This is a genomic window from Streptomyces sp. NPDC041129 (genome assembly GCF_055592265.1).
Genome location: NZ_JBVIYV010000001.1, coordinates 502,755 through 525,042, shown reverse-complemented (window position 1 = coordinate 525,042; position 22,288 = coordinate 502,755). Strand labels below are relative to the sequence as shown.

Sequence of the window (22,288 nt, the reverse complement as noted above, 5' to 3'; positions counted from 1 at the left end):
GTGCCGGTGCCGGCCGGAGTCCGAAGGGAGGGCGTCAGCCCGCGGGCGGGGGCGCCGTGGAGCCGCGCAGCACCAGTTCGGGCTCGAAGAGCAGCTCACCGGGGTGCGAACGGGCGCCCTGGAGCTGGGCGCACAACAGCTCGACCGCCGCCCGGCCCATCGCCTCGATGGGCTGACGGACCGTCGACAGCGGCGGCTCGGTGCAGTTCATGAAGGCGGAGTCGTCGTACCCGACGACCGAGACGTCCCCGGGGACGGTGAGTCCGCGCCTGCGCACGGCCCTTATGGCGCCGAGCGCCAGCGGGTCGCTCGCGCACACGATGCCGGTCACCCCGCGCTCCAGGAGCCGGGCGGCCGCCGCCTGCCCGCCCTCCAGCGAGAACATCGACCGCGCGACGAACTCGTCCGGCAGCTCCTCGCCGGTGCGGCGCGCCACCACCCGGGCGGCCTCCAGCTTGCGGCGCGAGGGGACGTGGTCGCCGGGGCCGAGGACCAGCCCGATCCGCTCGTGCCCCAGCGAGGCGAGGTGGCGCCAGGCCTGCTCGACCGCGACGGCGTCGTCGCAGGCGACACAGGGGAAGTCGAGGCCCGCGATGGAGGCGTTGATGAGGACCACCGGGATGTCCCGCTCGGCGAGCCGGCGGTAGTGGTCGTGCGGCGCGTCGGCCTGTGCGAACAGACCGCCGGCGAAGACCACGCCGGACACCTGCTGCTGCAGCAGGAGGTCCACGTAGTCGGCCTCGGAGACGCCGCCCTTGGTCTGCGTGCACAGCACCGGCGTCAGCCCCTGCTGAGCCAGCGCGGCACCGATGACCTCGGCGAACGCGGGGAAGATCGGGTTCTGCAGCTCCGGCAGGACGAGTCCGACGAGCCGGGCCCGCTCTCCGCGCAGCTGCGTGGGCCGCTCGTAGCCGAGGACGTCGAGGGCGGTGAGCACCGACTGCCGGGTCGACTCCGAGACACCGGGCTTGCCATTGAGGACACGACTGACCGTCGCCTCGCTGACCCCCACTTTCTTAGCCACCTGAGCAAGTCGTCGCGTCATGTACGCAAGCCTAGCGCAATTTCCGCAAATGAATTGCGGAGATTGGCGCCCGCTCGGGGTGCGGTCGTCCTCGCCCGGGTTCCAAGACCCCCGGCGCGCTTCACGAGGTGGGCCCGGCGAGGACGGTGCGGCAGTCGAGCCGGGCCCCGGTGCTCAGCAGCGCCTCGAGCCGGGTGAAGAGCGCGAGCAGATCGGCCCCCCACCGCTCGCGGAAGGCGGGGTCGAGGCGGGCGAGGTCGAGTTCGTTCGCGGCCGACAGTTCGGCGAAGTCCCGGCGCGGCTGTGGGCCGGGCACGTGCGACTCCCCGGTGAAGCGGTCGTGGAAGGGAGCGTCGGGCCGCCCGAGGCCCGGATAGGTGGCCCCGCGGTCGCAGGAGGCGTACAGGTGGACGATCGACTCCGCCTCGGCCCCGATCACCGCAGTGAGCTCCGCCCGGCGGGACACCGGCAGCAGGGCGTGGGGAAAGCCGTCGGTGCCGTAGAACGCGTGACAGAGGCCGGCCAGTTGGAGCGCCGGACGGGCCTGCCACAGGGCGAGCCGGTCCTGTACGCGGCGCAGGTGCGCGAGGAGGGTGCCACCGGGGTGCGCCAAGGCCCCCGCGCCGCACTCGCGCAGGAGGGCCAGGGCCCGGTCGGCCGCGCCGTCGGGGATGCCGGTGTTCGTATCCATCGCTTCTTTCGGTCCCTTCGCTTCAGCGGGCCGAGCCCGGGTGGAATTTGGGGAGCCGGACGGTGATCTTCGTGCCGGCGCCGACGCCGGTCTCGATGACGAGGCCGTGGTCGTCGCCGTAGACCTGGCGCAGCCGCATGTCCACGTTGCTCAGGCCTATTCCGGCGGACGGGCCGCCCCGGCCGCGCAGCAGGTCGCGCAGGCGCTGCGGGTCCATGCCGACGCCGTCGTCCTCGATGACGACCCGGGCCTCGGTGCCCTCGTCCTCGGCGGTGATGGTGATCCGGCCGCGGTCCACGGACTCCTCGAGGCCGTGTTTGAGCGCGTTCTCCACGAGGGGCTGCAGGCAGAGGAACGGCAGGGTGACGGGCAGTACCTCGGGGGCAATCCGCAGGGTCACCTCCAGGCGTCTGCCGAAGCGGGCGCGGGCGAGTTCGAGGTACTGCTCGATCGAGCGCAGTTCCTCGGCGAGCGTGGTGAAGTCGCCGCCCCGGCGGAACGAGTAGCGCGTGAAGTCCGCGAACTCCAGCAGCAGTTCGCGGGCCCGCTCGGGGTCGGTGCGGACGAACGAGGCGATGGAGGCGAGCGAGTTGTAGACGAAGTGCGGGGAGATCTGGGCGCGCAGGGCCCGGATCTCGGCCTCGATCACGCTGGACCGCGCCCGGTCGAGGTCGACGAGTTCGAGCTGTACGGAGACCCAGCGGGCCACTTCCTCGGCGGCCCGGACGACGACCGCTGACTCCTGGTCGGCGAAGGCGGCCAGGGCGCCGGCGGCCCGGCCGTCGACCGTCAGCGGGACCATCACCCCCCAGCGGACGGGGCAGCGGGGGTCGGGGCAGGTCAGCGGGAACGTCCTGGTGCGCGCGGTGTGGGCGAGGTGGGCCGCGGCCGCGGTCCGGTGGTGGTCGCCGGCGCCGTCCCAGGCGAGCACGGACTCCTCGTCGGCGAGGGCCAGGGCGACCGTGCCGAGCAGCGGCCGCAGCCGGCGGACCGCCTTGCGGGCGGTGTCAGGGGTGAGGCCCGCGCGCAGGGGCGGCGCGGCGAGCGAGGCGGTGTGCAGGGTGTGGAAGGTGGCCCGCTCCACGGGGGTTCCGACGCAGGCCGGGTTCTCCTGCTGCCGGCGGGCCCCGGCATGGCCGAGGGCGGCGCCCAGGGCGAACAGCCCCAGAGCGGCCACGGCGAGGACGACGGTGCCGAGCGCGCTCACGGACGGCGGCCCCGGGACCGCTCCGGACCGGTGCCCAGCGCGGTCGCCTCGGCGGTGGCCCGGCCGCTCGGGGGCTCGGGCAGGTGGAGGCGGGCCATCGTGGTGGCCGTGGTCGCCGGGACGCGGTGCCGGGTGGCCAGGGAGATCAGCACCATGGCCGCGAAGCCCACGGGGACCGACCAGACGGCCGGCCAGGCCAGCAGGGTGTGCAGCGGGCCGGACCTCGCCCCGCCGGCGATGGTCACGGTCACCGCGGTGAGCGCGGACCCGCCGCCGAGGAGCAGTCCCGCGGCCGCGCCGGGCGGCGTGAGGCCGCGCCACCAGATGCCGAGGAGCAGCAGCGGGCAGAACGAGGAGGCGGACACGGCGAAGGCGAGGCCGACGGCGTCGGCCACGGGGAGGTCGGTGACGACGGTGCTGGCGGCGGTGGGGACCGCGATGGCGGGCAGGGTCGCGAGCCGGAAGTGCCGGATGCCGAGAGTCGGCAGCACGTCCTGGGCGAGCACCCCGGCGACGGACATGGTGAGTCCGGAGACGGTGGACAGGAACGCCGCGCAGGCGCCGCCCGCGACCAGGGCGCCGAGCAGGTCGCCGCCGAGCCCCCCGATCAGCCGCTGCGGCAGGACGAGCACCGCCGCGTCGGTGTCGCCGGTCAGCAGCAGGTCGGGCGCGTAGAGCCGGCCGAGCACACCGTAGAGCGGGATCAGCAGGTAGAAGGCGCCGAGCAGGCCGAGGACGACGACGGTGGTGCGGCGGGCGGCGCGGCCGTCGGGGTTGGTGTAGAAGCGGACGACGACGTGCGGCAGTCCCATGGCGCCGAGGAAGGTGGCGAGGATCAGCCCGTAGGTGGCGTACAGGCCGTGCTGTTCGCGGCCCGCCGACAGTGGCTGCGCCCAGCCGGAGGCGGCCGTGCCGGGCCCGCCGTGGTCGGGCAGCGGCACGGGGGCGCCTGGCGGGAAGCTCAGGGTGGTGCCGGGGCCGACCTGGTGGGTGCCGGCGCCGAGGGTGAGCGGGCCGTCGGCGAGGGGCCGTCCGTCGACGGTTCCGGTGACGGTGACGCGCACCGGTTCGTGGACGGTGAGGGTCAGCGGCCGGTCGGTGGCGACCCGGGTGGAGCGCTGGAAGACGGGCCGCTCGTCCCAGGCGGGGGCCGGGGCCCGGTCGGCCCGCCAGGCGATGAGCAGGAACACGGCGGGCACCAGCAGGGCGGTGAGTTTCAGCCAGTACTGGAAGGCCTGGACGAAGGTGATGCTGCGCATGCCGCCGGCGGCCACCGCGACGGTGACGACGGCGGCCACGACCAGGCCACCGAACCAGCCGGGCGCGCCGGTGAGCAGCCGGAGGATCAGCCCGGCGCCGCGCAGTTGTGGCAGCAGGTAGAGCCAGCCGACGCCGACGACGAACACACTCGCGATCCGCCGTACGGCGCGGGACTCCAGGCGTGCCTCGGCGAAGTCCGGCAGCGTGTAGGCGCCGGAGCGCCGCAGGGGGGCGGCGACGAAGGCGAGCAGCACCAGGAAGCCGGCGGTGTAGCCGATGGGGAACCAGAGCATGTCGGCGCCCTGGGCGAGGACGAGTCCGGCGACGCCGAGGAAGGAGGCGGCGGACAGGTACTCGCCGCTGACGGCGAAGGCGTTGAGCCGCGGCGGGACGCTGCGCGAGGCGACGTAGAAGTCGGAGGTGGTGCGTGAGACGCGCAGGCCCAGCGCGCCGACGAGCACCGTGGCGAGGACCACGGCCGACACGCCGGCGATTCCGTACGTCTGGTTCAACGCCCGGTCACGTCACCCTCGTTGTGCTCGGCACGGCGGACGTACCAGGCTCCCGTGCACAGCAGGATCGGATACGGCGCCACGCCCAGCAGCAGCCACACGGCGAGCGGGACGTCGTGCCGGGCGCCGCCGGCCGAGAGGATCCGCAGGAGCACGGGGAGCAGTCCGAGCGAAAGGGCGAGCAGGGCCGTCGCGGTGAGCGCGGCGCGAAGCTGACGGTGCATCAAGTTCCGTACGGGGGCGTCGTCGTCCGGGGCGGCTGGGCGGCTGCCGGGCGGGACCAGCGGGGGGAGGCCGGCGCGGTCGGTGCGGGGCCGTCCGGTGACCACCTCTCTGCGAGGGACGGATTCCGCACCCATCACGCACTCCCCGACGCCGCGGTGATCACCTTGTTGCGGGCGAGTGTACGCAGCGCCGGGGCGGTCAGGTAGGTACCGGACGAGGATCGCCACAGGGCCGCCACGGCCGCTTCGCGGGCGCGCCGGGAACCGGGTGCCGTCACCGTCGTGCGCGTACCGTCCCCCGGGCCCGCGCGGCCAGCAGATCCCGCAGTTCCCGTGCGTTGCGGCGGCTCACGGCGAGGATCCGGTCACCTATCCGGACGGTCAGGTTGCCGCCGTCCAGGCGGAGTTCCTCGATGCGGCCGAGGGCCACCAGGCGGCTGCGGTGGATGCGGACGAACCCGCGCGAGCGCCACTGCTCCTCCAGGGTGGTGAGCGGGACGCGCACCAGGTGGCTGCCGTGCGGGGTGTGCAGGCGGGCGTAGTCGCCCTGTGCCTCGACGTAGGTGATGTCGGCGACGGGGACGAACCGGGTCACCCCGCCGAGTTCCACGGGGACCTGGTCGCCGGGGGTGCCGGCCGGGGCGGGGCCGGGGCCGTCCGCCGGGAGCCGGGGCGGCCGGGGTCCCTGCCCGGCCCGGGTCAGTTCGGCGACGCGCCGTACGGCCTCCGCGAAGCGCTCCTTGCGCAACGGCTTGAGCAGGTAGTCCACCGCCTTGAGGTCGAAGGCGCGGAGCGCGAAGTCCTCGTGGGCGGTGACGAAGACGATCAGCGGCGGGTCCGGGTGGTCTGCGAGCAGACCGGCCAGGTCCAGGCCGCTCAGGCCGGGCATGTTGATGTCGAGGAAGACGACGTCGAAGGCGTCCGGGCCGTCGGGTCCGGCCGTCATGGCCCGCTCCAGCAGGCGCACCGCCCCGGCGGCGTCGAGGGCGGGTACGACGCTGCCGATCCGCTCGTCCTCGCCGAGCAGGTACAGCAGTTCCTCGAGCGCCGGTTCCTCGTCGTCCACCGCGAGCGCGCGCAGCGGCTCCTGCCCGTCGGCTCGTGGCCCGGGCCGCCCGGCCGCGCTCATGTCCCGCATCTCCTCGTCCCCTGTCCTCTCGTCCCGTGCCGTTTCACGGACCCCGGCACCCGCCCGAGGGCATCCTGACCCCTCGGGACCGTGGCCGTCGAGAAGCCGGCGGCGGGCGCGTGCCGGTCAGTCCGGCAGCCGCATGCGCACCCTCTCCCCCGGTCCGACCCGGACCACCCGGTCCTGCAGGCGGAAGTCGATGGGCGGGCGGCCGGAGGCCGACGGCACGACGGCCTCCAGCAGGCCCGCGCGCAGGCGCAGGCTCACGCCCCAGTGGCCCTGGTAGCGCAGGGAGAAGCCGTAGGAGGAGAGTTCCGGCAGCGGTACCGGGTCGAGCCAGAGGGCGCCGTCGCGGGTCTCCAGGCCGGTCAGGCAGCGCTGCACGAGGTCGAGGGTGCCGGCCATGGCGCCCAGGTGGATGCCCTCGCCGGTGGTGCCGCCCTGGACGTCGGCGATGTCGCCGCGCAGTGCCTCCTGGACGAAGCCCCAGGCGTCGGCGCGGCGGGCGCGGGCCAGGATCCAGCCGTGCACGAGGCCGCTGAGGGTGGAGCCGTGGGAGGTGCGGTGCAGATAGTGGTCGACCGTCGCGGACCAGATGTCCTCGTCGAGGCGGTGCCCCAACCGCCTGAACAGAGACTGTAGTTCGGCGGGCGAGAACAGGTAGCCCAGCATCAGCACGTCGGCCTGCTTGGACGCCTTGTAGCGGTTGACGGTGTCGCCCTCCGCCTCCAGGATCCGGTCGAGGCGCCGGATGTCGCCGTACCGTTCCCGGTAGCCCTGCCAGTCCAGCTCGGCGAGATCGCCGTAGCCGTCGAACTGGCTGATCACGCCGTCGTGGTAGGGCACGTGGAGGGTGCGGGAGACCTCCTCCCAGCGGGCGAGTTCGTCCTGTTCCAGGCCGATGCTCTCGGCGAGTTCGCGGCGGCGCGGTTCGGGCAGGTCGCGCAGCAGGCCCAGCGCGCGCAGGAGCACCCAGGCCGCGGTGACGTTCGTGTACGCGTTGTCGTCCAGGCCGGGCCCGGCGGCGTCGGGGTAGGCGTCGTGGTACTCGTCGGGGCCGACCACTCCCAGGATCCGGTGACGGCCGAGGTGTTCGTCGTAGGTGGCCGAGTCGGCCCAGAAGCGGGCGATCTGCAGCAGCATCTCGGCGCCCTCGGTGTGCAGGAAGTCGGTGTCGCCGGCTGCCTCGCAGTACTGCCACACGTTGTACGCGACCGCCGAGCCGACGTGCCGCTGCAGCCGGGAGTGGTCCGGCAGCCAGCGCCCCGAGCGGGGGTTGAGGTGCAGTTCCTGGGTCTCCTCCCGGCCGTCGCTGCCGCTCTGCCACGGGTACAGGGCGCCGCGCAGGCCGGCCTCGTGGGCCGCGTGGACGGCCACGTCCAGACGGCGGTGGCGGTAGTGGAGCAACGACCGGGACACCTCGGGCAGATGGAGGTTGAGGTACGGCAGCACGAACAGCTCGTCCCAGAAGACGTGCCCCCGGTACGCCTCGCCGTGCAGTCCGCGGGCGGGGACACCCACGTCGAGGTCGGCGGTGTGCGGGGAGAGGCACTGCAGCACGTGGAAGAGGTGCAGCCGCAGGATGCTGCCCGGTTCGCCCGGCACGTCGAGTTCGGCGCGCCGCCACAACTGCTCCCAGGCCGTGGCGTGCGAGGCGAGCAGTTCGTCGAAGGCGGGCGCGGTCTCGGCGCGGTCCACGGCGGCCCACAGCGGGTCGCTGATGGCGGGGTCGTGGGAGGTGTGCAGGGCGACGCACTTGTCGACGGTGACCGTACGGCCGGGCGCGAGGGCGAGACGCAGGCGCCGCACGGCCCGCGTCGGCTCGTGCGCGTCGGTGGCCGCCGGGGCGTCGGAGGTCAGCCGGCAGGCGAGTCCGACGGTGATGTCCGACGTACGGGTGCGGCAGCGCAGCCACATCGCGCCGGACTCGGCGCTGCCCGCCTCGACCTGGGTGAGGTGGCGGCCGTCCAGGTCGCGGTAGCGGGCCACGCCGGAGTTGGTGACACCGCCGTCGAGCGCGGCCTCGACGTCGAGTTCGCCGGTCCAGTCCTCGGCTGTGATGTCCGTGCGCAGGGCGGCGAGGTGCGGGTCGGCCATGTGGACCAGACGGAGCTGCCGCACCAGGAGTGTGCCGCCGCCGTCGAGCCGGTACCGGGTGCGGCGCTCCAGCACACCGGGGTCCAGGTGCAGGATCTGCTGGTGTTCGGCGACCGGGGTGGTGTCGGGGCCGAGCCAGTCGTGGCCGTCCGGGCGGACGCGCAGCGGCAGCCAGTCGGGGAGGTTGACCATGTCCTCGTTGTCGACCCGGCGGCCGGCGACGTCGGAGGTGAGCCGGTTGTAGATGCCGGCCGCGTAGGTACCCGGGTAGTGCACGGCGTCGGCGGCGCACTCGGGCAGCGCCCCGCGGGTGGCGAAGTAGCCGTTTCCCAGGGTGCACAGGGACTCCCGCAGGCGTTCCTCCGCGGGGTCGTAGCCGTCGTACTCCCACAGCAGTCCCGGCACCCGGGCGCTCCCCCGTCCCGTGTCCTGCGTCGTGGCGGTCACCGTTCGGACAGCAGGCCGGTGAGGATCCGGTCCGGGGTGAGGGGCAGTTCGCGGAACCGGATCCCGGTGGCGTGGTGGACGGCGTTGCCGAGGGCGGCGGCGGTGCCGACGATGCCGATCTCGCCGATGCCCTTGCTGCCCATGGGGTTGAGGTGCGGGTCGTCCTCCTCGATCCAATCGACCTCGATGGCGGGGACGTCGGCGTGGGCGGGCACGTGGTAGGAGGCGAGGTCGGCCTCGGTGAAGTCACCGAACGGGGCGTCCATGGTGCTGCCCTCGGTCAGGGCCATGCCCAGGCCCATCGTCATGCCGCCGACGAACTGGGAGCGCGCGGTACGGGCGTTGAGGATCCGCCCGGCGGCGAAGACGCCGAGCATCCGGCGCGCGCGTACCTCGCCGGTGACGGTGTCGACGGCGACCTCGGCGAAGTGGGCGCCGAAGGCGTGCCGGGCGTACGGGGAGTCGGCGTCCGCCCGGCCGGTGGTGTCGGAGCGGACCTCGAGGCCCTCGGCCGGCAGCGGGCCCGGGTGCTCGGCGAGCCGGGTCGCGAGGCCGGCGCACGCCTCGTGCACGGCCCAGCCCCAGGACGCGGTGCCGGAGGAGCCGCCGGCCAGCGAGGCCGGGGGCAGGTCGCTGCGGCCCACCTCGGTGCGCACCCGGTCCAGGGGCGCGCCGAGCGCGTCGGCGGCGACCTGGGCGAGGACGGTCCGGGCGCCGGTGCCGATGTCGGCCGCGTTCACCCTGATGACGAAGGTGCCCTCGGGCAGGGCCTGGGCGGTGGCGGTGGACGGCCAGATCTGGACCGGGTAGGTCGCCGCGGCCACTCCGGTGCCGATGAGCAGCGGGCCCTCGGTCCGGGAGCGCGGGCGCGGGTCGCGTCGGTCCCAGCCGAAGCGGCGGGCCCCCTCGCGCAGGCACTCGGCGAGGTGCCGGCTGCTGAACGGCTTGCCGCTGCCGGGTTCGCCGTCCGGTTCGTTGCGGATCCGCAGCTCGACGGGGTCCAGGCCGAGGGCGTCGGCGAGTTCGTCGACCGCGGACTCCAGGGCGTACATGCCGGGGGCCTCGCCGGGGGCGCGCATCCAGGACGGGCTGGGGACGTCCAGCGGCACCACGCTGTGGGTGCTGAGCAGGTGCGGGGCGTTGTACATGACGCGGGACGGCACCGCGGCCTGCTCCACGAACTCCTTGACGTGCGAGGTGTGCGTGGTGATCTCGTGCAGCACCGCGGTGAGGTGTCCGTCGGCGGTGGCGCCGAGGCGCAGCCGGTGCAGGGTGGGGGCGCGGTGCCCGACGACGGTGGGCAGGTACCGGCGGGGGTAGGCCAGGGTGACCGGGCGGCCGGTGTGCCGTGCGGCCATCGCGGCGAGGACGACGTCGGGGCGCGGCGTGCCCTTGGAGCCGAAGCCGCCGCCGACGTGCTCGGCCACCACGGTGACGTGTTCTCCGGGCAGGCCGAAGAGACCGGCGAGCACGGACTGGACGGTGGTGCCGCCCTGGCTGGAGGTGTGGACGGTCAGCCGGTCACCGTCCCACTGCGCGGTGGTCGCGTGCGGCTCCATGGGGTGGTTGTGCAGGGGCGGCACCCGGTACTCGGTGTCGACGCGGACCTCGGCGGCGGCGAAGGCGCCGTGCGGGTCGCCGTGCTCGACGCGCCCCGGCAGGCCGGCGTTGGCCTCCTCGGGCTCGTAGGCGTCCGGGTGCCCGGGCCGGAGTACGACGTCGTGGTGCTCCGCGGCGTAGGTGACGCGGACGGCCCGGGCGGCGGCGCGGGCCGCCTCCAGGGTCTCGGCGACGGCCAGGGCTACGCACCAGCCTCGGTGCGGCACGTGCCGGTTCTGCAGGACGGCGAGGGTGGCGTCGTCCGTCGCGCCGAGGCGCGGGGCGTCGCCGGGGGTCAGCACGGCGAGGACGCCGGGCAGCGCGAGGGCGGCCGAGGTGTCCACGCCGGTGACCCGGCCCCGGGCCACGGCCGCGGGCACGGGCCACGCGTGGACGCGGCCGGGCACCGGGTACTCGGCGGCGTAACGGGCGTTACCGGTGACCTTCTCCCGACCTTCCCGCCGGCCGGCGGGCGCCCCGAGGGCGGTGCCGGTGCGCGGGGTGGGATGGGGGTCCCGCTCCAGGGCGCCGGGGCGGGGCTGCCGGTCGCCGCCGGCCTCACCCGGGGCGGCGGAGGCGGTGCGGGTGACGGGGTCGTCGTGCGGCGGAGCGGCGCCGTCCAGCGGATCGTCCCGGGCCGCTCCGGTGGCGGCCATCGGGTCGTCGTGCGGCAGACCGGTCCCGGGCAGCGGGCCGCCGTGCTCCAGTGGGTCGTTCGCCATCGGGTTCTCCTGGGGTCGGCCGGGTCCGGGGGTCAGGCCGTCGCGGGTGCGGGGGCGAGGCGGTTCAGGACGTCCAGGGCGAGGTTGCGGGCGAGGGGCACCTTGTAGGCGTTGTCGCGCAACGGCTCGGCACGCTCCAGTTCCAGGGCGACGGCGCCCTCGAAGGCCTCGGGGGTCGCCGCCGCGCCCAGCAGGGCGGTCTCCGCGTGGTGGGCGCGCCAGGGCCGGTGGGCGAGGCCGCCGAAGGCGAGTCCCACCTGGTCCACCACGCCGTCCGCGACCCGCAGGACGACGGCCACGGAGGCCAGGGCGAAGGCGTACGAGGCCCGGTCGCGGGCCTTGCGGTAGGCGGAGGGCACTCCGGCCCGGGCGGCGGGGAGCAGCACACCGGTGATCAGCTCGCCGGGGCGGATCTCGGTGTCCCGCTCCGGGCGCACCCCGGGCAGCCGGTGGAAGTCGGCGACCGGGATGCTGCGCCCGCCCTCGGCGCCGTACAGCTCGACCCGGGCGTCGAGGGCCGCCAGGGCGACGGCCATGTCGGAGGGGTGGGTGGCGATGCAGTGCGGGGAGTGGCCGAGGACGGCGTGGTCGCGGTGGACGCCGTCGCGGGCACCGCAGCCGCTGCCCGGCTCGCGCTTGTTGCAGGGTTTGTCCAGGTCCTGGAAGTAGGGGCAGCGGGTGCGCTGGAGCAGGTTGCCGCCGGTGGTGGCGGCGTTGCGGAGCTGGCCGGAGGCGCCCGCGAGGAGTGCCTGGGACAGCACCGGGTAGCGGTCGCGGACGAGCGGGTGGGCGGCGAGATCGCTGTTGCGGACGGTGGCGCCGACGCGCAGCGCGCCGTCCGGCAGTTCCTCGACCGCGTCCAGCGGCAGCCGGCCGATGTCGATGAGGACGCCGGGGGTCTCCACGCCGAGCTTCATCAGGTCGACGAGGTTGGTGCCGCCGGCGAGGTAGCGGGCGCCGGGGTGGGCCGCGTAGGCGTCGACGGCCTCCTGGACGCCGGTGGGCCTGAGGTATCCGAAGCCTTTCACCCGATCACGTCCTCCACCGCCTCGACGATGCGCGGATAGGCGCCGCAGCGGCACAGGTTGCCGCTGAGCCGCTCGCGGATCTCGGTCCGGTCCAGCGGCACGGGCCGGCCGGAGGGCTCCGCCGGGTCGGTGACGTGGGAGGGATGGCCGGCCGCGGCCTCGGCGATCACGCCCACGGCGGAGCAGATCTGCCCGGGCGTGCAGTAGCCGCACTGGAAGGCGTCCCGTTCGAGGAAGGCCCGCTGGAGCGGGTGCGGTTCCTCGCCGGCGCCGCCCAGGCCCTCGATGGTGGTGACCTCGCTGCCGTCGAGCGTGACGGCCAGCAGCAGGCAGCCGTTGACGCGTCGCCCGTCCACCAGGACGGTGCAGGCGCCGCACTGACCGTGGTCGCAGCCCTTCTTGGACCCGGTGAGGCCCAGGTCCTCGCGGAGCAGGTCCAGCAGGACCCGCCGGTGGTCGACGAGCAGGCTGTGGGGTTTGCCGTTCACCCGGAGGGTGATCTCCGAATGCGGGTCGAGCCGGTTTTCGCTGGTCATGGCAGGGAGGGCCTTCCGGACGGGCCGTGGTGTCCGTGCACACCGCGTATCCAGGCTGCGACGCCTCACACGTCCCGGCCACTCCAGGGCCCACCGCGGCCCCGTCGCCGGGCCGGACGGCGGTCCGGCCCGGCGACGGGCTGCTGATCCCGGGAACCGGCTCTTCCGCCGGCCGGGTCAGCCGGTGTAGGCCGCGAGGACGCGGGTGTAGTCCCAGTCGGACTGCGGGACGCCGGAGCAGCTGTCGGCGGGGCCGCCGGTGCAGGGGCGGTCGCGGTTGGCGGACCAGAAGGTGAGCCGGGCCAGGTGGTGCGCCTGGGCGTAGGCCAGGATGGTCCGGAAGTCGTTCACCGTGACGGTCTCGTTCTGGTCGGTGACACCGTTCATGGACGAGATGCCCATGTCCCGGTAGGCCTGGTCGTCGCTGTAGTGGTAGGCGTTCTTCAGCGCGTTCTTCAGGCCCTCGGCGGCCTGCGTGGTGAGGTTGCCCATGTTCTTGCCGGCGCCGCCGAAGTCGAACGGCATGATCGTCCAGGCGTCCACGGTCAGCCCGGACGCGGCCGCCCGGTTGATGAGGCTAGTGTCGGGGCCGCTCTGCCCGGTGCCGATGGTGACGTACACCTTCAGGCCGGGGTTGTTGGCCTTGACGGTCTTGAGCGCGTCCACGGTGCGCTGCTGCACGGTCGCGTTGCCGTACGCGTCGGCCTCGAGGTCGATGTCGATCGCCTTCAGGCCGTAGGCGTTGATCACCTTCTGGTAGGCGGCGGCGAGTTCGCCCGCGCCGGCGCAGGAGCTCTCCAGCTTGTTGCCGCTGTAGCCGCCGAACGACGGGATGACGTCTCCGCCGCCCGCGCGCACGGTGCCGATCGTCTGCTGGTCCACCCCGCCGGTCAGCGGGCGGCCGCCGTCCCACTGGGGGTTGCAGTAGCCGTTGCTGAGCACGAACGCGAGCGTGAACCACTTCACGCCGGTGGCCTGGGTGATGGTGGCGGGGCTGGGCGGGCTGCCCCAGCCGTTGTAGAGGTACGGCGCCACGGCCATCGGCGCGGAGGTGCCGCCACCGCCCGCGGCGGGCGCGTTCCACTTCTGGTTGGCGCCGCCGCCGCAGCTCCAGATCTGTGCGCGGGTGCCGTTGGCCGGGTTGTTGTCGGTGACGTCCAGGCACTTGTCGGCCTGCGGGTTGACGATGTCGTGGGCGGCGGTGACGGTCCACTTCTGGTTGGCGCCGCCGGTACAGGTCCACAGTTGTGCCTTGGCGCCGTCGGCGGTCGAATTGCCGGTGACGTCCAGGCACTTGCCGAGGGCGCGGATGGTGCCGTCGCCGCCGACCGTCCACTGCTGGGCGGCGGTGCCGTTGCAGTCGTAGAGCTGTACGGGCGTGCCGTCGGCGGAGCCGGCCCCGGCGACGTCGAGGCACTTGCCGGCGAGGCCGGTGATGGTGCCGGTGGCGGCGTGGGCCGGGGCGGCGGTGAGCAGCCCGGTGGCGATGGACAGGGCGGCGAGGGAGACGACCGCGGGCAGTGGTCTGGCCATGGAGGGGCCGGCCTTTCACGTGGGGGGTGGCCGGACGCGGGCAACACCACGGCAGGGACTGGGCGTTGAGCGCGTTCGGCGTCTTTGATTAAGGCGTGAAGTTAAAGGTCCGGACCAGTGGCGTCAAGGGGTTGGACATCGGTCATGGATCTGGACTGCGGCCGGTGGCCGGATCCGTGCCGCGGGGCCCGGCTCCGGTCACGTGTCCCGTCGGCGGGCCCGGGTCCCGTCGCGTGTCCCCGCGGCCGGACCCGGGCCCCGCGGCGTCCGGCCGCGGGGTGGTCGCCGTCAGACGGCCGGTACCTCGCCGTCGCGCCGGGCGAACTGGGTGCGGTGCAGCTCCGCGTACCGCCCGTCCGCCGCGAGCAGTTCGTCGTGCGTGCCCCGTTCCACGATCCGGCCGGACTCCACGACCAGGATCTGGTCGGCGGCCCGCACGGTGGACAGTCGGTGGGCGATCACCACGGCGGTACGGCCCTCCAGGGCCTCGGTGAGGGCCTCCTGCACGGCCGCCTCCGAGGTGTTGTCCAGGTGGGCGGTGGCCTCGTCGAGGATGACCACGCGCTGGCGGGCCAGCAGCAGCCGGGCGATGGTCATGCGCTGGCGTTCGCCGCCGGAGAGCCGGTAGCCGCGCTCGCCGACGACCGTGTCGAGACCGTCCGGCAGGGCGCGCACGACCTCGGCGAGACGGGCGCGGCCCAGCGCGTCCCACAGTTCCTCGTCCGTGGCCTCAGGACGGGCGAGCAGCAGGTTGGCGCGGACGGTGTCGTGGAAGAGATGGCCGTCCTGGGTGACCATGCCGAGGGTGGCCCGCAGCGAGGCGGCGCTCAGGTCGCGCACGTCGGTCCCGCCGATCCGCACGGCACCGGAGTCGACGTCGTACAGGCGCGGCAGCAGTTGCGCGATGGTGGACTTGCCGGCGCCCGAGGAACCGACCAGGGCGACGGTGTGGCCGGGTTCGGCGCGGAAGGAGATGCCGTGCAGGACCTCGGTGCCGCCGCGGGTGTCCAGGGCGGCGACCTCCTCAAGGGAGGCGAGGGAGACCTGGTCGGCGGACGGGTAGGCGAAGCGGACGTCGTCGAACTCGACCGCGACCGGTCCCGCCGGTACCTCGCCGGCGTCCGGCTTCTCCTCGATGAGCGGCTTCAGGTCGAGCACCTCGAAGACCCGCTCGAAGCTGACCAGGGCGGACATCACCTCGACGCGGGCCCCGGCGAGCGCGGTGAGCGGGGCGTAGAGCCGGGTGAGCAGCAGGGCGAGGGAGACGACCGCGCCGGCCTCCAGGGTGCCGCGCAGCGCGAACCAGCCGCCGAGGCCGTAGACGAGGGCCAGGGCGAGGGCGGAGACCAGGGTGAGGCTGGTGATGAACACCGACTGGGCCGTGGCCGTGCGCACCCCGATGTCGCGCACCCGGCGGGCGCGGGCCGCGAACTCCTCCGACTCCTCCTCCGGGCGGCCGAACAGCTTGACCAGGGTGGCGCCGGGCGCGGAGAAGCGCTCGGTCATCCGGGTGCCCATGGCCGCGTTGAGGGCCGCGGCCTCCCGCTGCATCCGGGCCATGCGGCTGCCCATGCGCCGGGCGGGCAGCACGAACACCGGCAGCAGCACCAGGGCGAGCAGCGTGATCTGCCAGGACAGGGTGAGCATCACCGCGAGGGTGAGCAGCAGGGTGACGAGGTTGGTCACCACGCCAGAGAGGGTGTTGGCGAACGCCCGCTGGGCACCGATCACGTCGTTGTTGAGACGGCTGACCAGCGCTCCCGTACGGGTACGTGTGAAGAACGCGACGGGCATGCGCTGCACATGATCGAACACAGCCGTGCGCAGGTCGAGGATGAGGCCCTCCCCGAGCGTCGACGACAGGCGCCGGCCGAGGACGCCCAGTCCCGCCTCGGCGAGGGCGACCAGCGCGATCAGCAGGGAGAGCCGTACGACGACCCCGGAGTCGTGGCCCGCCACGATCGCGTCGACGACGTGGCCGGCGAGCACCGGGGTGGCCACGGCCAGCAGTGCCGTCACCACCCCGAGCAGGACGAAGCGGATGATGCCCGCGCGGTGCGGGCGGGCGAAGGCGGCGATGCGGCGCAGCGTGGCTCGGGCGAAGGGGCGGCGCTCGGCCTGTGCGTTCATGACGCTGTGCAGCTGCGTCCAGGCGGTGGTCTCCATGCTCATGGGAGAGAACGTAGGACCTCAAGCGTCGTTGAGGTCAATGTCCGCGCCTCCTCGTCTCCGCCGGCATCACCGCATCCCAAGGGCTCCGCTCATCCGCTGCCCGTCCGTAAGCCGCCGTCCGCGCCCGCGCCATCCGCCGTTGGCGCGGCGCGGCGAGCCTCTCCAGGTGTGACAGCGCTCCGATTCCCCGACGTCCCCCGGGGACGCCTCCCCCGGCGCTTCCCCGTCCGCCAGGTCCTGTGCGCGGTGCCGCTCGTACTGGTCGCTGTGGCCGCGGTCCGGCACCGCTCGGTGCTCGCCGAGGGCTTCGGCCAGTTGCGCGCCGCCTCCTGGCCGTGGCTGCTGGCGGCGGCCGCCGCGACCTGCCTGACCTGGGTGGCGGCCGCGTTCACCCGGCAGGGCGCGGTGGTGCAGCCGTTGCCGAAGGGGCGGCTGCTGGCCACCCAGTTCGCGGCGGGCGCGGCCAACCATCTGCTGCCCACCGGGCTCGGCGCGAGCGCGGTGAACCTGCGCTTCATGACCGTGTACGGGGTGTCGCCGGCCCGCTCCTCGGCCGCGCTGGCCCTGTACCTGCTGGCGGAGAGCGTGGGCCGGCTCGCTCTGCTGGCCGCGCTGCTGCTCGCCTTCCCCGACGCGCTGCGGCCGGGCACGCTGCTGCCCGCCGGCTCCGCGCTGCCGCTGCTGTCGGGCGCGGGCGCGCTGGTGCTGCTGGCGGCCGCCGCGCTGGCCCTCGTACGGCGGCTGCGCACGGCCGTGTGCGCCTTCCTGCGGGACGCCCTGGGTGAGGCGCGGTCGGTGCACACGCGTCCGGGCCGGGCGCTGGCCCTGTGGGGCGGCTCGCTGGCGTTCCCGGCCTGCCAGGCGGCCGGTCTGGCCGCGGTGGGTCGGGCGCTGGAACTGCCGGTGCCGCCGGCGCACATGGCGCTCGCCTATCTCGCGGCGACGGTCGCGGTGGCACTGGTGCCGACACCGGGCGGGGTCGGCTCCGTGGAGGCGGCGCTGATCGTGGCGCTGGTCGCGGCGGGCGGACCGGCCGCGGTGGCCACCGCGGTGGTACTGGCCTACCGGGTCATCACCGTGTGGCTGCCGCTGGTGCCGGGGGCGCTGACGCTGGGGGCGCTGGTGCGGCTGAAGGTCATCTGAGGCAGAGTGGCCCTTCGAGCCGCTACACCCCCCAGAAGAGGAGCACCGCCGTGCCGGTCCGTGTGGAGCGCAGGGAACACGTCACCACGATCGTGCTGTCGCGCCCCGAGGCCCGCAACGCGGTCGACGGCCCGACGGCCGCCGAACTCACCGACGCCTTCCGGGCGTTCGAGGCGGACGACGCCGCCCGCGTGGCGGTGCTGTGGGGCGAGGGCGGCACCTTCTGCGCGGGCGCCGACCTCAAGGCGGTCGGCACGGAGCGGGGCAACCGGGTCGCGGAGGACGGCGACGGGCCGATGGGGCCGACCCGGATGCGGCTGTCGAAGCCGGTGATCGCGGCCGTCGCGGGGCACGCCGTCGCGGGCGGCCTCGAACTGGCCCTGTGGTGCGATCTCCGGGTCGCCGAGGAGGACGCCGTCTTCGGGGTGTTCTGCCGCCGCTGGGGCGTTCCGCTGATCGACGGCGGCACGGTACGGCTCCCCCGGCTGATCGGCACCAGCCGCGCCATGGACATGATCCTCACCGGCCGCCCGGTCCCGGCCCGCGAGGCCTACGACATCGGTCTCGCCAACCGGGTGGTGCCGACCGGCCGCGCCCGCGCCGAGGCCGAGGAGCTCGCGGCCGCCATCGCCCGCTTCCCGCAGGCGTGCCTGCGCGGGGACCGGGCCTCGGTGCTGGACCAGGAGGGCCAGGCCGAGGAGACGGCGATGCGCGGGGAACTCCGGTACGGCGTCGCCGTGCTGGCCGAGGGCCTCGAGGGCGCGGCGCGGTTCGCGGGGGGCGCGGGGCGGCACGGGTCCTTCACGGAGTTCTGAGGACTCCGGGGTTCAGGGCCGCCGGGCCGGTCCGGTCAGGTGCCGGGCCAGGGCGCCCCCGCCAGCCAGTGCAGCACCGCGCCGGCCGCCGCCACCCCGTCGCGGGCCGCCGCGGCGGCGCGCTGCCCCGGGTGCGGCAGGCCGCCGGCGGCGAAGACGCCGGGGCGTGAGGTGTACGGGCTCGCGTCCAGCCGGATGCCGGCGGTCCGGGCGAGTTCGTTCTCGGCCACGAAGTCGCCGGTGAAGACGATCGTGTCGCAGGGCAGGACCACCGTACGGCCGTCGCGGTGGCGCAGGCGGACGCCGGACAGGCGTCCGTGGCCGAGGAGTTCGGCGACCGTGGCGTGGGTGAGGAGCGGAATGCGGCGGACCAGGCGGGTCAACTGCGCGCGGAAAGGCGGCATTTGCGCACGGCTCTCTTCGGTGACCAGGGCGGCGACCGTGACACCGGCCGCCCGCAGGGTGCCGGCCGCGGCGTACGAGACGTGCCCGGCGCCGACCACCACCGCGCGGGTTCCGATCGGCTGCCCGAACAGGTGCACCGCCTGCTGGAGTTCGCCGGTGGTATGGACACCCGCGGGCCTGGTGCCGGGGACCAGCCTGGCCGCGCGGGGGCGTTCCCGGGCGCCGGTGGCGAGGAGGACGGCTCGGGCCCTGACCGTCTCCAGCCCGCCGGGACCGACCACCGTGAAGACCGGTTCGCTCCGGTCGCCGGGGCCGCCGGCCACGCTCGACCGGGCGACATCGGGGGGCACCGGGGCACCGGGCGCGCCCGCTGGTGCCGCGCCCCGGACCCCCTGGCCGACGGCTTCGCCGGCCGCCGTCGCCCCGTCCGGCGGACCGTCGAGGACGTCCGCCGGGTCCGCCCCCTCGGACGCCGGGCCGTCGGCCACGCCTGCCCGCGCCGCCCGGACGAGCCACGGGTCCTCGCCCGGGCCCGCCGCCTCCGCACCACCGGGCCCGGGGCCGCCCGCCGTGCCGGTCCCGGCTGGTGTCGCCGGAAACGGCCGTCCGGCGTCCGCCCACTGAAGAACCGTCACCCCTGTGCACACCACGGCACCGGCCCGCACGGCGGCCTCGGTGAGGAGCCGTGCGTACCCCGGGCCGGTCAGCGGACGCGTCCAGGTGCCGAAGCCTCCGTGCGCGCAGTAGCGGGGCGCTCCCCCGGGCCGTGCCTCCCGCTCGAGCACCTCGACCCGGCCGGCGCCGGCGGTGGCCAGGTGTGCCGCGGCGGCGAGCCCCGCGGGGCCCGCGCCGACGACGAGGACGTCGACGGAGCGCACCGGCGGGTTCGCGGTCATGGGCGCGCCTCCTCGAACAGCTCCCGGAGCGCCGCCCCGCAGTGGAACCCCTGGCAGCGGCCCGCCCGGGCGCGGGTGCGGCGGCGCAGGCCCTCCAGGGTGCGCGGCGGGATCGTACTGGCGAGGGCGTCGCGGATCTCCCCGCGGGAGACCCGCTCGCAGTGGCAGACGAGCACGCCGTACTCCGGGTCGGCGGCGATCAGTTCGGGCCGCAGGCAGGGGCGCGGGGTGGCCTCGCCGATGCCGGGCATCCGTACCGGCTCCGGTTCCCGCTCCGGACCGAGGTCGAGCCCGGCGCCGGCCAGTAGCCCGGCGACGTGGGCGGCGATGGCCATGGACGCGGTGAGGCCGGTGGAGCGGATGCCGCCGACGGTGACGTACGCCTGCTCGGGGTGCGCGAAGATCCGGTAGTCGTCGTGCTCGGTGGCGGCGCGCAGCCCGGCGTAGACGGCGGTGACCTCCTCGTCGAGCAGCGCGGGGAGGATGCGGCGGCCCTTCTCCCGCAGCAGGGCGAGGCCCTCGCCGGTGGACTGGGTGGCCCGTTTGTCGTCCAGGTCCTCGGCGGTGGGGCCGAGCAGGACGTTGCCGTGCACGGTCGGCGCGATCAGGACGCCCTTGCCGAGAGCGGTCGGGACGGGCAGGAGGATGTGCCGGACCAGCGGGCGGGCGAACCGGTCGTGGACGATGAGCTGGCCCCGGCGCGGGGTGACGGTGAAGTCGTCGTGGCCGAGCGTCCGGTCGAGGGTGTCGGCGTGCAGTCCGGCCGCGTTGACCAGGTACCGGGCGCGCAGGGCGCCCCGGGAGGTGGTCAGCAGATGGACGCCGTCGCGCCGTTCGGACCGGGTGACCCGGGCGCCGAGGTGCAGGTGGACGCCCGCGCGGACCGCCTGGGTGGCGTAGGCCAGGGTTGTCGTCCAGGGGCAGATGATGCTCTCGCCGGGCACGTGCAGGGCGCCGAGCGCGCCCGGGCCGAGGTGCGGTTCGCGGGTGTAGAGCTCGTCGGCGCCGAGGAGCCGGGTGTCCGGGCAGCCGTTGCGCCCGGCCTTCTCGGCGAGCCGGGGCAGGGTGGCGAGCTGCTCCGCGTCCCAGGCGACGAGGAGGGCGCCGGTCCGTTCGACGGGGATGCCGGACTCGGCGGCGTAGGCGGCCAGCCGCCGGGAGCCCTCGCGGACCAGCGTGGCCTCCAGGGATCCCGGGTTGGCGTCGAAACCGGTGTGCAGGATGGCGGTGTTGGCCTTGGAGGTGCCCTGGCCGACGTCGTCCTGGGCCTCGGCCAGGACGACGCGCAGGCCGGGGTGGCGGGCGAGTTCGCGGGCGATGGCGCAGCCGACGACCCCGGCGCCGACGACCGCGACGTCGTACGGCTGCCCGGGCAGCGGTCCCTCGGCGGTGACCGTCATGAGCCGAGCAGCGCGGCGACCGCGGTGCGGAAGCAGGCCAGGCGTTCGGCGGCCAGACCGGCCGGGATGCGGGGCTCGTACACGGCGGCCGGCTTCCAGTCGGGCAGGGCGTCGGCCACACTCAGCGCGGGGTCGGCGCCGAGCCGGGCCAGGGCGGCGGCGCCGAGTGCGGTGGCGTCGGGCAGGGCGGAGACCTCGACGGGGCGCTGCAGCAGGTCGGCCTGGGTCTGCATGAGCAGGGCGGAGCGGGTCAGCCCGCCGTCGACGCGCAGCGTGTCCAGCGGGGTGCCGAGGTCGGTGGCGGCCGCCCGGGCCAGCTCGGTGACCTGCGCCGCCAGGCCCTCGCACAGGGCGCGGACCAGGTGTCCGGGGCCGGTGTCCAGGCCGAGCCCGGTCAGCGACCCGCGCAGGTCGCCGCGCCACCAGGGGGCGGCGAGCCCCGCGAGGGCGGGTACGAAGGTGACGCCGCCGCTGTCGGGGACGGCGCTGCCGACCGGGTCGATGTCGGCGGCCGAGGAGATGACGCCGAGGTCGGTGAGCCAGCGCACGGCGGAGGCGGCCGTGTACACCTGCCCGTCGAGGCAGTAACCGGTGTCGCCGGCGAGCCGCCAGGCGACACAGCTCACCAGGCCGGAGTCGCCGCGCCGGGGTGTGCCGCCGGTGTGCGCGAGCAGGAACGCTCCGGTGCCATAGGTGCACTTGGCGCCGCCAGGCCCGGTGATGCGCTGGGCCAGCAGAGCGGCCTGCTGGTCGACGATCAGGCCGGTGACGGGGATCTCGGGGCCGAACGCCCTTGTCGTGCCGACGGGTTGTGCGTTGTCGGTGATCTCCGGCAGCCGTTCGCCGGACAGTCCGTAGGCCTCCAGCGCCCGCGCCGACCAGTGGGTGCCGTCCAGGTCCAGGAGCTGGGTACGGCCCGCGGTGGCCGCGTCGGTGACGAAGGCGCCGGTGAGCCGGTGCACCAGCCAGGCGTCGGAGGTGGTGACGACGCCCTCGCGGGTGAGGTGACGGCGGATCCAGGCCATTTTCGGTGCCGCGAAGTACGGGTCGAGGGGCAGGCCGGTGAGCTGCCGCAACTCGTCGGCGCGGTCGTTCAGTTCGGCGCACACGGTCTCGGCGCGCCGGTCCTGCCAGACGAGGGCGTCGGTCAGCGGGCGGCCGGTCACGGGGTCCCAGGCGAGCACGGTCTCGCCCTGGTTGGCCAGGCCCATCGCCACGACGTCCTCGCTCGCCTCGGCCAAGGCGGCCCGGCCGGCGTCGAGCACGGAGGCGTACAGCGCTTCGGGGTCCACCTCGACCTGCCCGCCGGGCAGATGGCGGGGCCGCACGGCGGCGAACCCGGCGCCCAGGACGCCGCGTTCGGGGCAGACCACCAGCGCCTTGGTGCCGGACGTGCCCTGGTCGACGGCGAGCACCGGCCCCGTCATCGCACCCTCCCGCGCGCTCGT

General features: G+C 74.9%; 17 protein-coding genes. 2 read left to right on the top strand and 15 right to left on the bottom strand.

All coding sequences use genetic code 11. From position 1 onward, the window contains the following. Positions 1-34: 34 nt before the first annotated feature. From ACZ6B1_RS02285 to ACZ6B1_RS02230, 12 genes are all read right to left on the bottom strand, one after another. Entirely contained in the window at positions 35-1,045 is a 1,011-nt protein-coding gene (locus tag ACZ6B1_RS02285) for a LacI family DNA-binding transcriptional regulator (RefSeq protein WP_468774146.1), read from the bottom strand. Between the two features lie 100 nt (positions 1,046-1,145). After that, positions 1,146-1,715 carry a DUF6817 domain-containing protein gene (locus ACZ6B1_RS02280; protein WP_468774144.1) on the bottom strand — a complete coding sequence of 190 codons (570 nt, stop codon included), beginning with the start codon at positions 1,713-1,715 and terminating at the stop codon, positions 1,146-1,148. Positions 1,716-1,737: 22 nt separating this feature from the next. Next, positions 1,738-2,922 (bottom strand): sensor histidine kinase, encoded by a 1,185-nt coding sequence (locus ACZ6B1_RS02275; protein WP_468774142.1) that lies wholly within the window; start codon positions 2,920-2,922, stop codon positions 1,738-1,740. Beyond that, on the bottom strand, positions 2,919-4,694 hold the full coding sequence (locus ACZ6B1_RS02270; protein WP_468774140.1) for a sodium/solute symporter: 1,776 nt from the start codon (positions 4,692-4,694) through the stop codon (positions 2,919-2,921). Before ACZ6B1_RS02270 ends, ACZ6B1_RS02275 begins: the two co-directional genes overlap by 4 nt. Continuing rightward, positions 4,691-5,053, bottom strand: a complete 363-nt coding sequence (locus ACZ6B1_RS02265; protein WP_468774138.1) for a hypothetical protein — start codon at positions 5,051-5,053, stop codon at positions 4,691-4,693. Before ACZ6B1_RS02265 ends, ACZ6B1_RS02270 begins: the two co-directional genes overlap by 4 nt. A gap of 139 nt (positions 5,054-5,192) precedes the next feature. After that, positions 5,193-6,047: a LytR/AlgR family response regulator transcription factor gene (locus tag ACZ6B1_RS02260; RefSeq protein WP_468774136.1), complete on the bottom strand. Its 855-nt coding sequence runs from the start codon at positions 6,045-6,047 to the stop codon at positions 5,193-5,195. A gap of 126 nt (positions 6,048-6,173) precedes the next feature. After that, positions 6,174-8,549, bottom strand: a complete 2,376-nt coding sequence (locus tag ACZ6B1_RS02255; RefSeq protein WP_468775999.1) for a glycoside hydrolase family 65 protein — start codon at positions 8,547-8,549, stop codon at positions 6,174-6,176. A gap of 38 nt (positions 8,550-8,587) precedes the next feature. Next, positions 8,588-10,912: a xanthine dehydrogenase family protein molybdopterin-binding subunit gene (locus ACZ6B1_RS02250; RefSeq protein WP_468774134.1), complete on the bottom strand. Its 2,325-nt coding sequence runs from the start codon at positions 10,910-10,912 to the stop codon at positions 8,588-8,590. A gap of 32 nt (positions 10,913-10,944) precedes the next feature. Further along, a complete protein-coding gene (locus ACZ6B1_RS02245; protein WP_468774132.1) occupies positions 10,945-11,940 on the bottom strand; it encodes an FAD binding domain-containing protein in 996 nt (331 codons plus the stop codon). Continuing rightward, positions 11,937-12,476, bottom strand: coding sequence for a (2Fe-2S)-binding protein (locus ACZ6B1_RS02240; RefSeq protein WP_468774130.1), 540 nt, complete (start codon positions 12,474-12,476; stop codon positions 11,937-11,939). Before ACZ6B1_RS02240 ends, ACZ6B1_RS02245 begins: the two co-directional genes overlap by 4 nt. A 177-nt stretch (positions 12,477-12,653) precedes the next feature. Beyond that, on the bottom strand, positions 12,654-14,009 hold the full coding sequence (locus ACZ6B1_RS02235) for a lectin (protein ID WP_468774128.1): 1,356 nt from the start codon (positions 14,007-14,009) through the stop codon (positions 12,654-12,656). A 288-nt stretch (positions 14,010-14,297) separates the two neighbouring features. Continuing rightward, the gene (locus ACZ6B1_RS02230; RefSeq protein ID WP_468775998.1) at positions 14,298-16,175 is read right to left on the bottom strand and encodes an ABC transporter ATP-binding protein; all 1,878 of its coding nucleotides are present in this window, start codon (positions 16,173-16,175) and stop codon (positions 14,298-14,300) included. Between the two features lie 174 nt (positions 16,176-16,349). Between ACZ6B1_RS02230 and ACZ6B1_RS02225 the strand changes: the two genes are divergently transcribed. Together ACZ6B1_RS02225 and ACZ6B1_RS02220 are read left to right on the top strand one after the other, a co-directional pair. Beyond that, positions 16,350-17,324, top strand: a complete 975-nt coding sequence (locus tag ACZ6B1_RS02225; RefSeq protein ID WP_468774126.1) for a lysylphosphatidylglycerol synthase transmembrane domain-containing protein — start codon at positions 16,350-16,352, stop codon at positions 17,322-17,324. A gap of 50 nt (positions 17,325-17,374) precedes the next feature. After that, positions 17,375-18,139: a crotonase/enoyl-CoA hydratase family protein gene (locus tag ACZ6B1_RS02220; RefSeq protein ID WP_468774124.1), complete on the top strand. Its 765-nt coding sequence runs from the start codon at positions 17,375-17,377 to the stop codon at positions 18,137-18,139. A 35-nt stretch (positions 18,140-18,174) separates the two neighbouring features. Here the strand turns inward: ACZ6B1_RS02220 and ACZ6B1_RS02215 are convergent, their stop codons facing one another. The 3 genes from ACZ6B1_RS02215 to ACZ6B1_RS02205 are packed head-to-tail and all read right to left on the bottom strand — an operon-like array spanning position 18,175 to position 22,267. Next, the gene (locus tag ACZ6B1_RS02215; protein ID WP_468774122.1) at positions 18,175-19,440 is read right to left on the bottom strand and encodes an NAD(P)/FAD-dependent oxidoreductase; all 1,266 of its coding nucleotides are present in this window, start codon (positions 19,438-19,440) and stop codon (positions 18,175-18,177) included. Beyond that, the gene (locus tag ACZ6B1_RS02210; RefSeq protein ID WP_468774120.1) at positions 19,437-20,840 is read right to left on the bottom strand and encodes an FAD-dependent oxidoreductase; all 1,404 of its coding nucleotides are present in this window, start codon (positions 20,838-20,840) and stop codon (positions 19,437-19,439) included. Before ACZ6B1_RS02210 ends, ACZ6B1_RS02215 begins: the two co-directional genes overlap by 4 nt. Beyond that, positions 20,837-22,267 (bottom strand): FGGY family carbohydrate kinase, encoded by a 1,431-nt coding sequence (locus ACZ6B1_RS02205; RefSeq protein ID WP_468774119.1) that lies wholly within the window; start codon positions 22,265-22,267, stop codon positions 20,837-20,839. The genes ACZ6B1_RS02210 and ACZ6B1_RS02205 overlap by 4 nt, the downstream gene beginning before the upstream one ends. Positions 22,268-22,288 lie beyond the last annotated feature (21 nt).

Bases quoted from the DNA above. Each gene is read 5' to 3' on its own strand.
- ACZ6B1_RS02285 (WP_468774146.1), bottom strand. From the start codon at position 1,045: ATGACGCGACGACTTGCTCAGGTGGCTAAGAAAGTGGGGGTCAGCGAG.
- ACZ6B1_RS02280 (WP_468774144.1), bottom strand. From the start codon at position 1,715: ATGGATACGAACACCGGCATCCCCGACGGCGCGGCCGACCGGGCCCTG.
- ACZ6B1_RS02265 (WP_468774138.1), bottom strand. From the start codon at position 5,053: ATGGGTGCGGAATCCGTCCCTCGCAGAGAGGTGGTCACCGGACGGCCC.
- ACZ6B1_RS02260 (WP_468774136.1), bottom strand. From the start codon at position 6,047: ATGAGCGCGGCCGGGCGGCCCGGGCCACGAGCCGACGGGCAGGAGCCG.
- ACZ6B1_RS02250 (WP_468774134.1), bottom strand. From the start codon at position 10,912: ATGGCGAACGACCCACTGGAGCACGGCGGCCCGCTGCCCGGGACCGGT.
- ACZ6B1_RS02240 (WP_468774130.1), bottom strand. From the start codon at position 12,476: ATGACCAGCGAAAACCGGCTCGACCCGCATTCGGAGATCACCCTCCGG.
- ACZ6B1_RS02235 (WP_468774128.1), bottom strand. From the start codon at position 14,009: ATGGCCAGACCACTGCCCGCGGTCGTCTCCCTCGCCGCCCTGTCCATC.
- ACZ6B1_RS02230 (WP_468775998.1), bottom strand. From the start codon at position 16,175: ATGGAGACCACCGCCTGGACGCAGCTGCACAGCGTCATGAACGCACAG.
- ACZ6B1_RS02215 (WP_468774122.1), bottom strand. From the start codon at position 19,440: ATGACCGCGAACCCGCCGGTGCGCTCCGTCGACGTCCTCGTCGTCGGC.
- ACZ6B1_RS02210 (WP_468774120.1), bottom strand. From the start codon at position 20,840: ATGACGGTCACCGCCGAGGGACCGCTGCCCGGGCAGCCGTACGACGTC.
- ACZ6B1_RS02205 (WP_468774119.1), bottom strand. From the start codon at position 22,267: ATGACGGGGCCGGTGCTCGCCGTCGACCAGGGCACGTCCGGCACCAAG.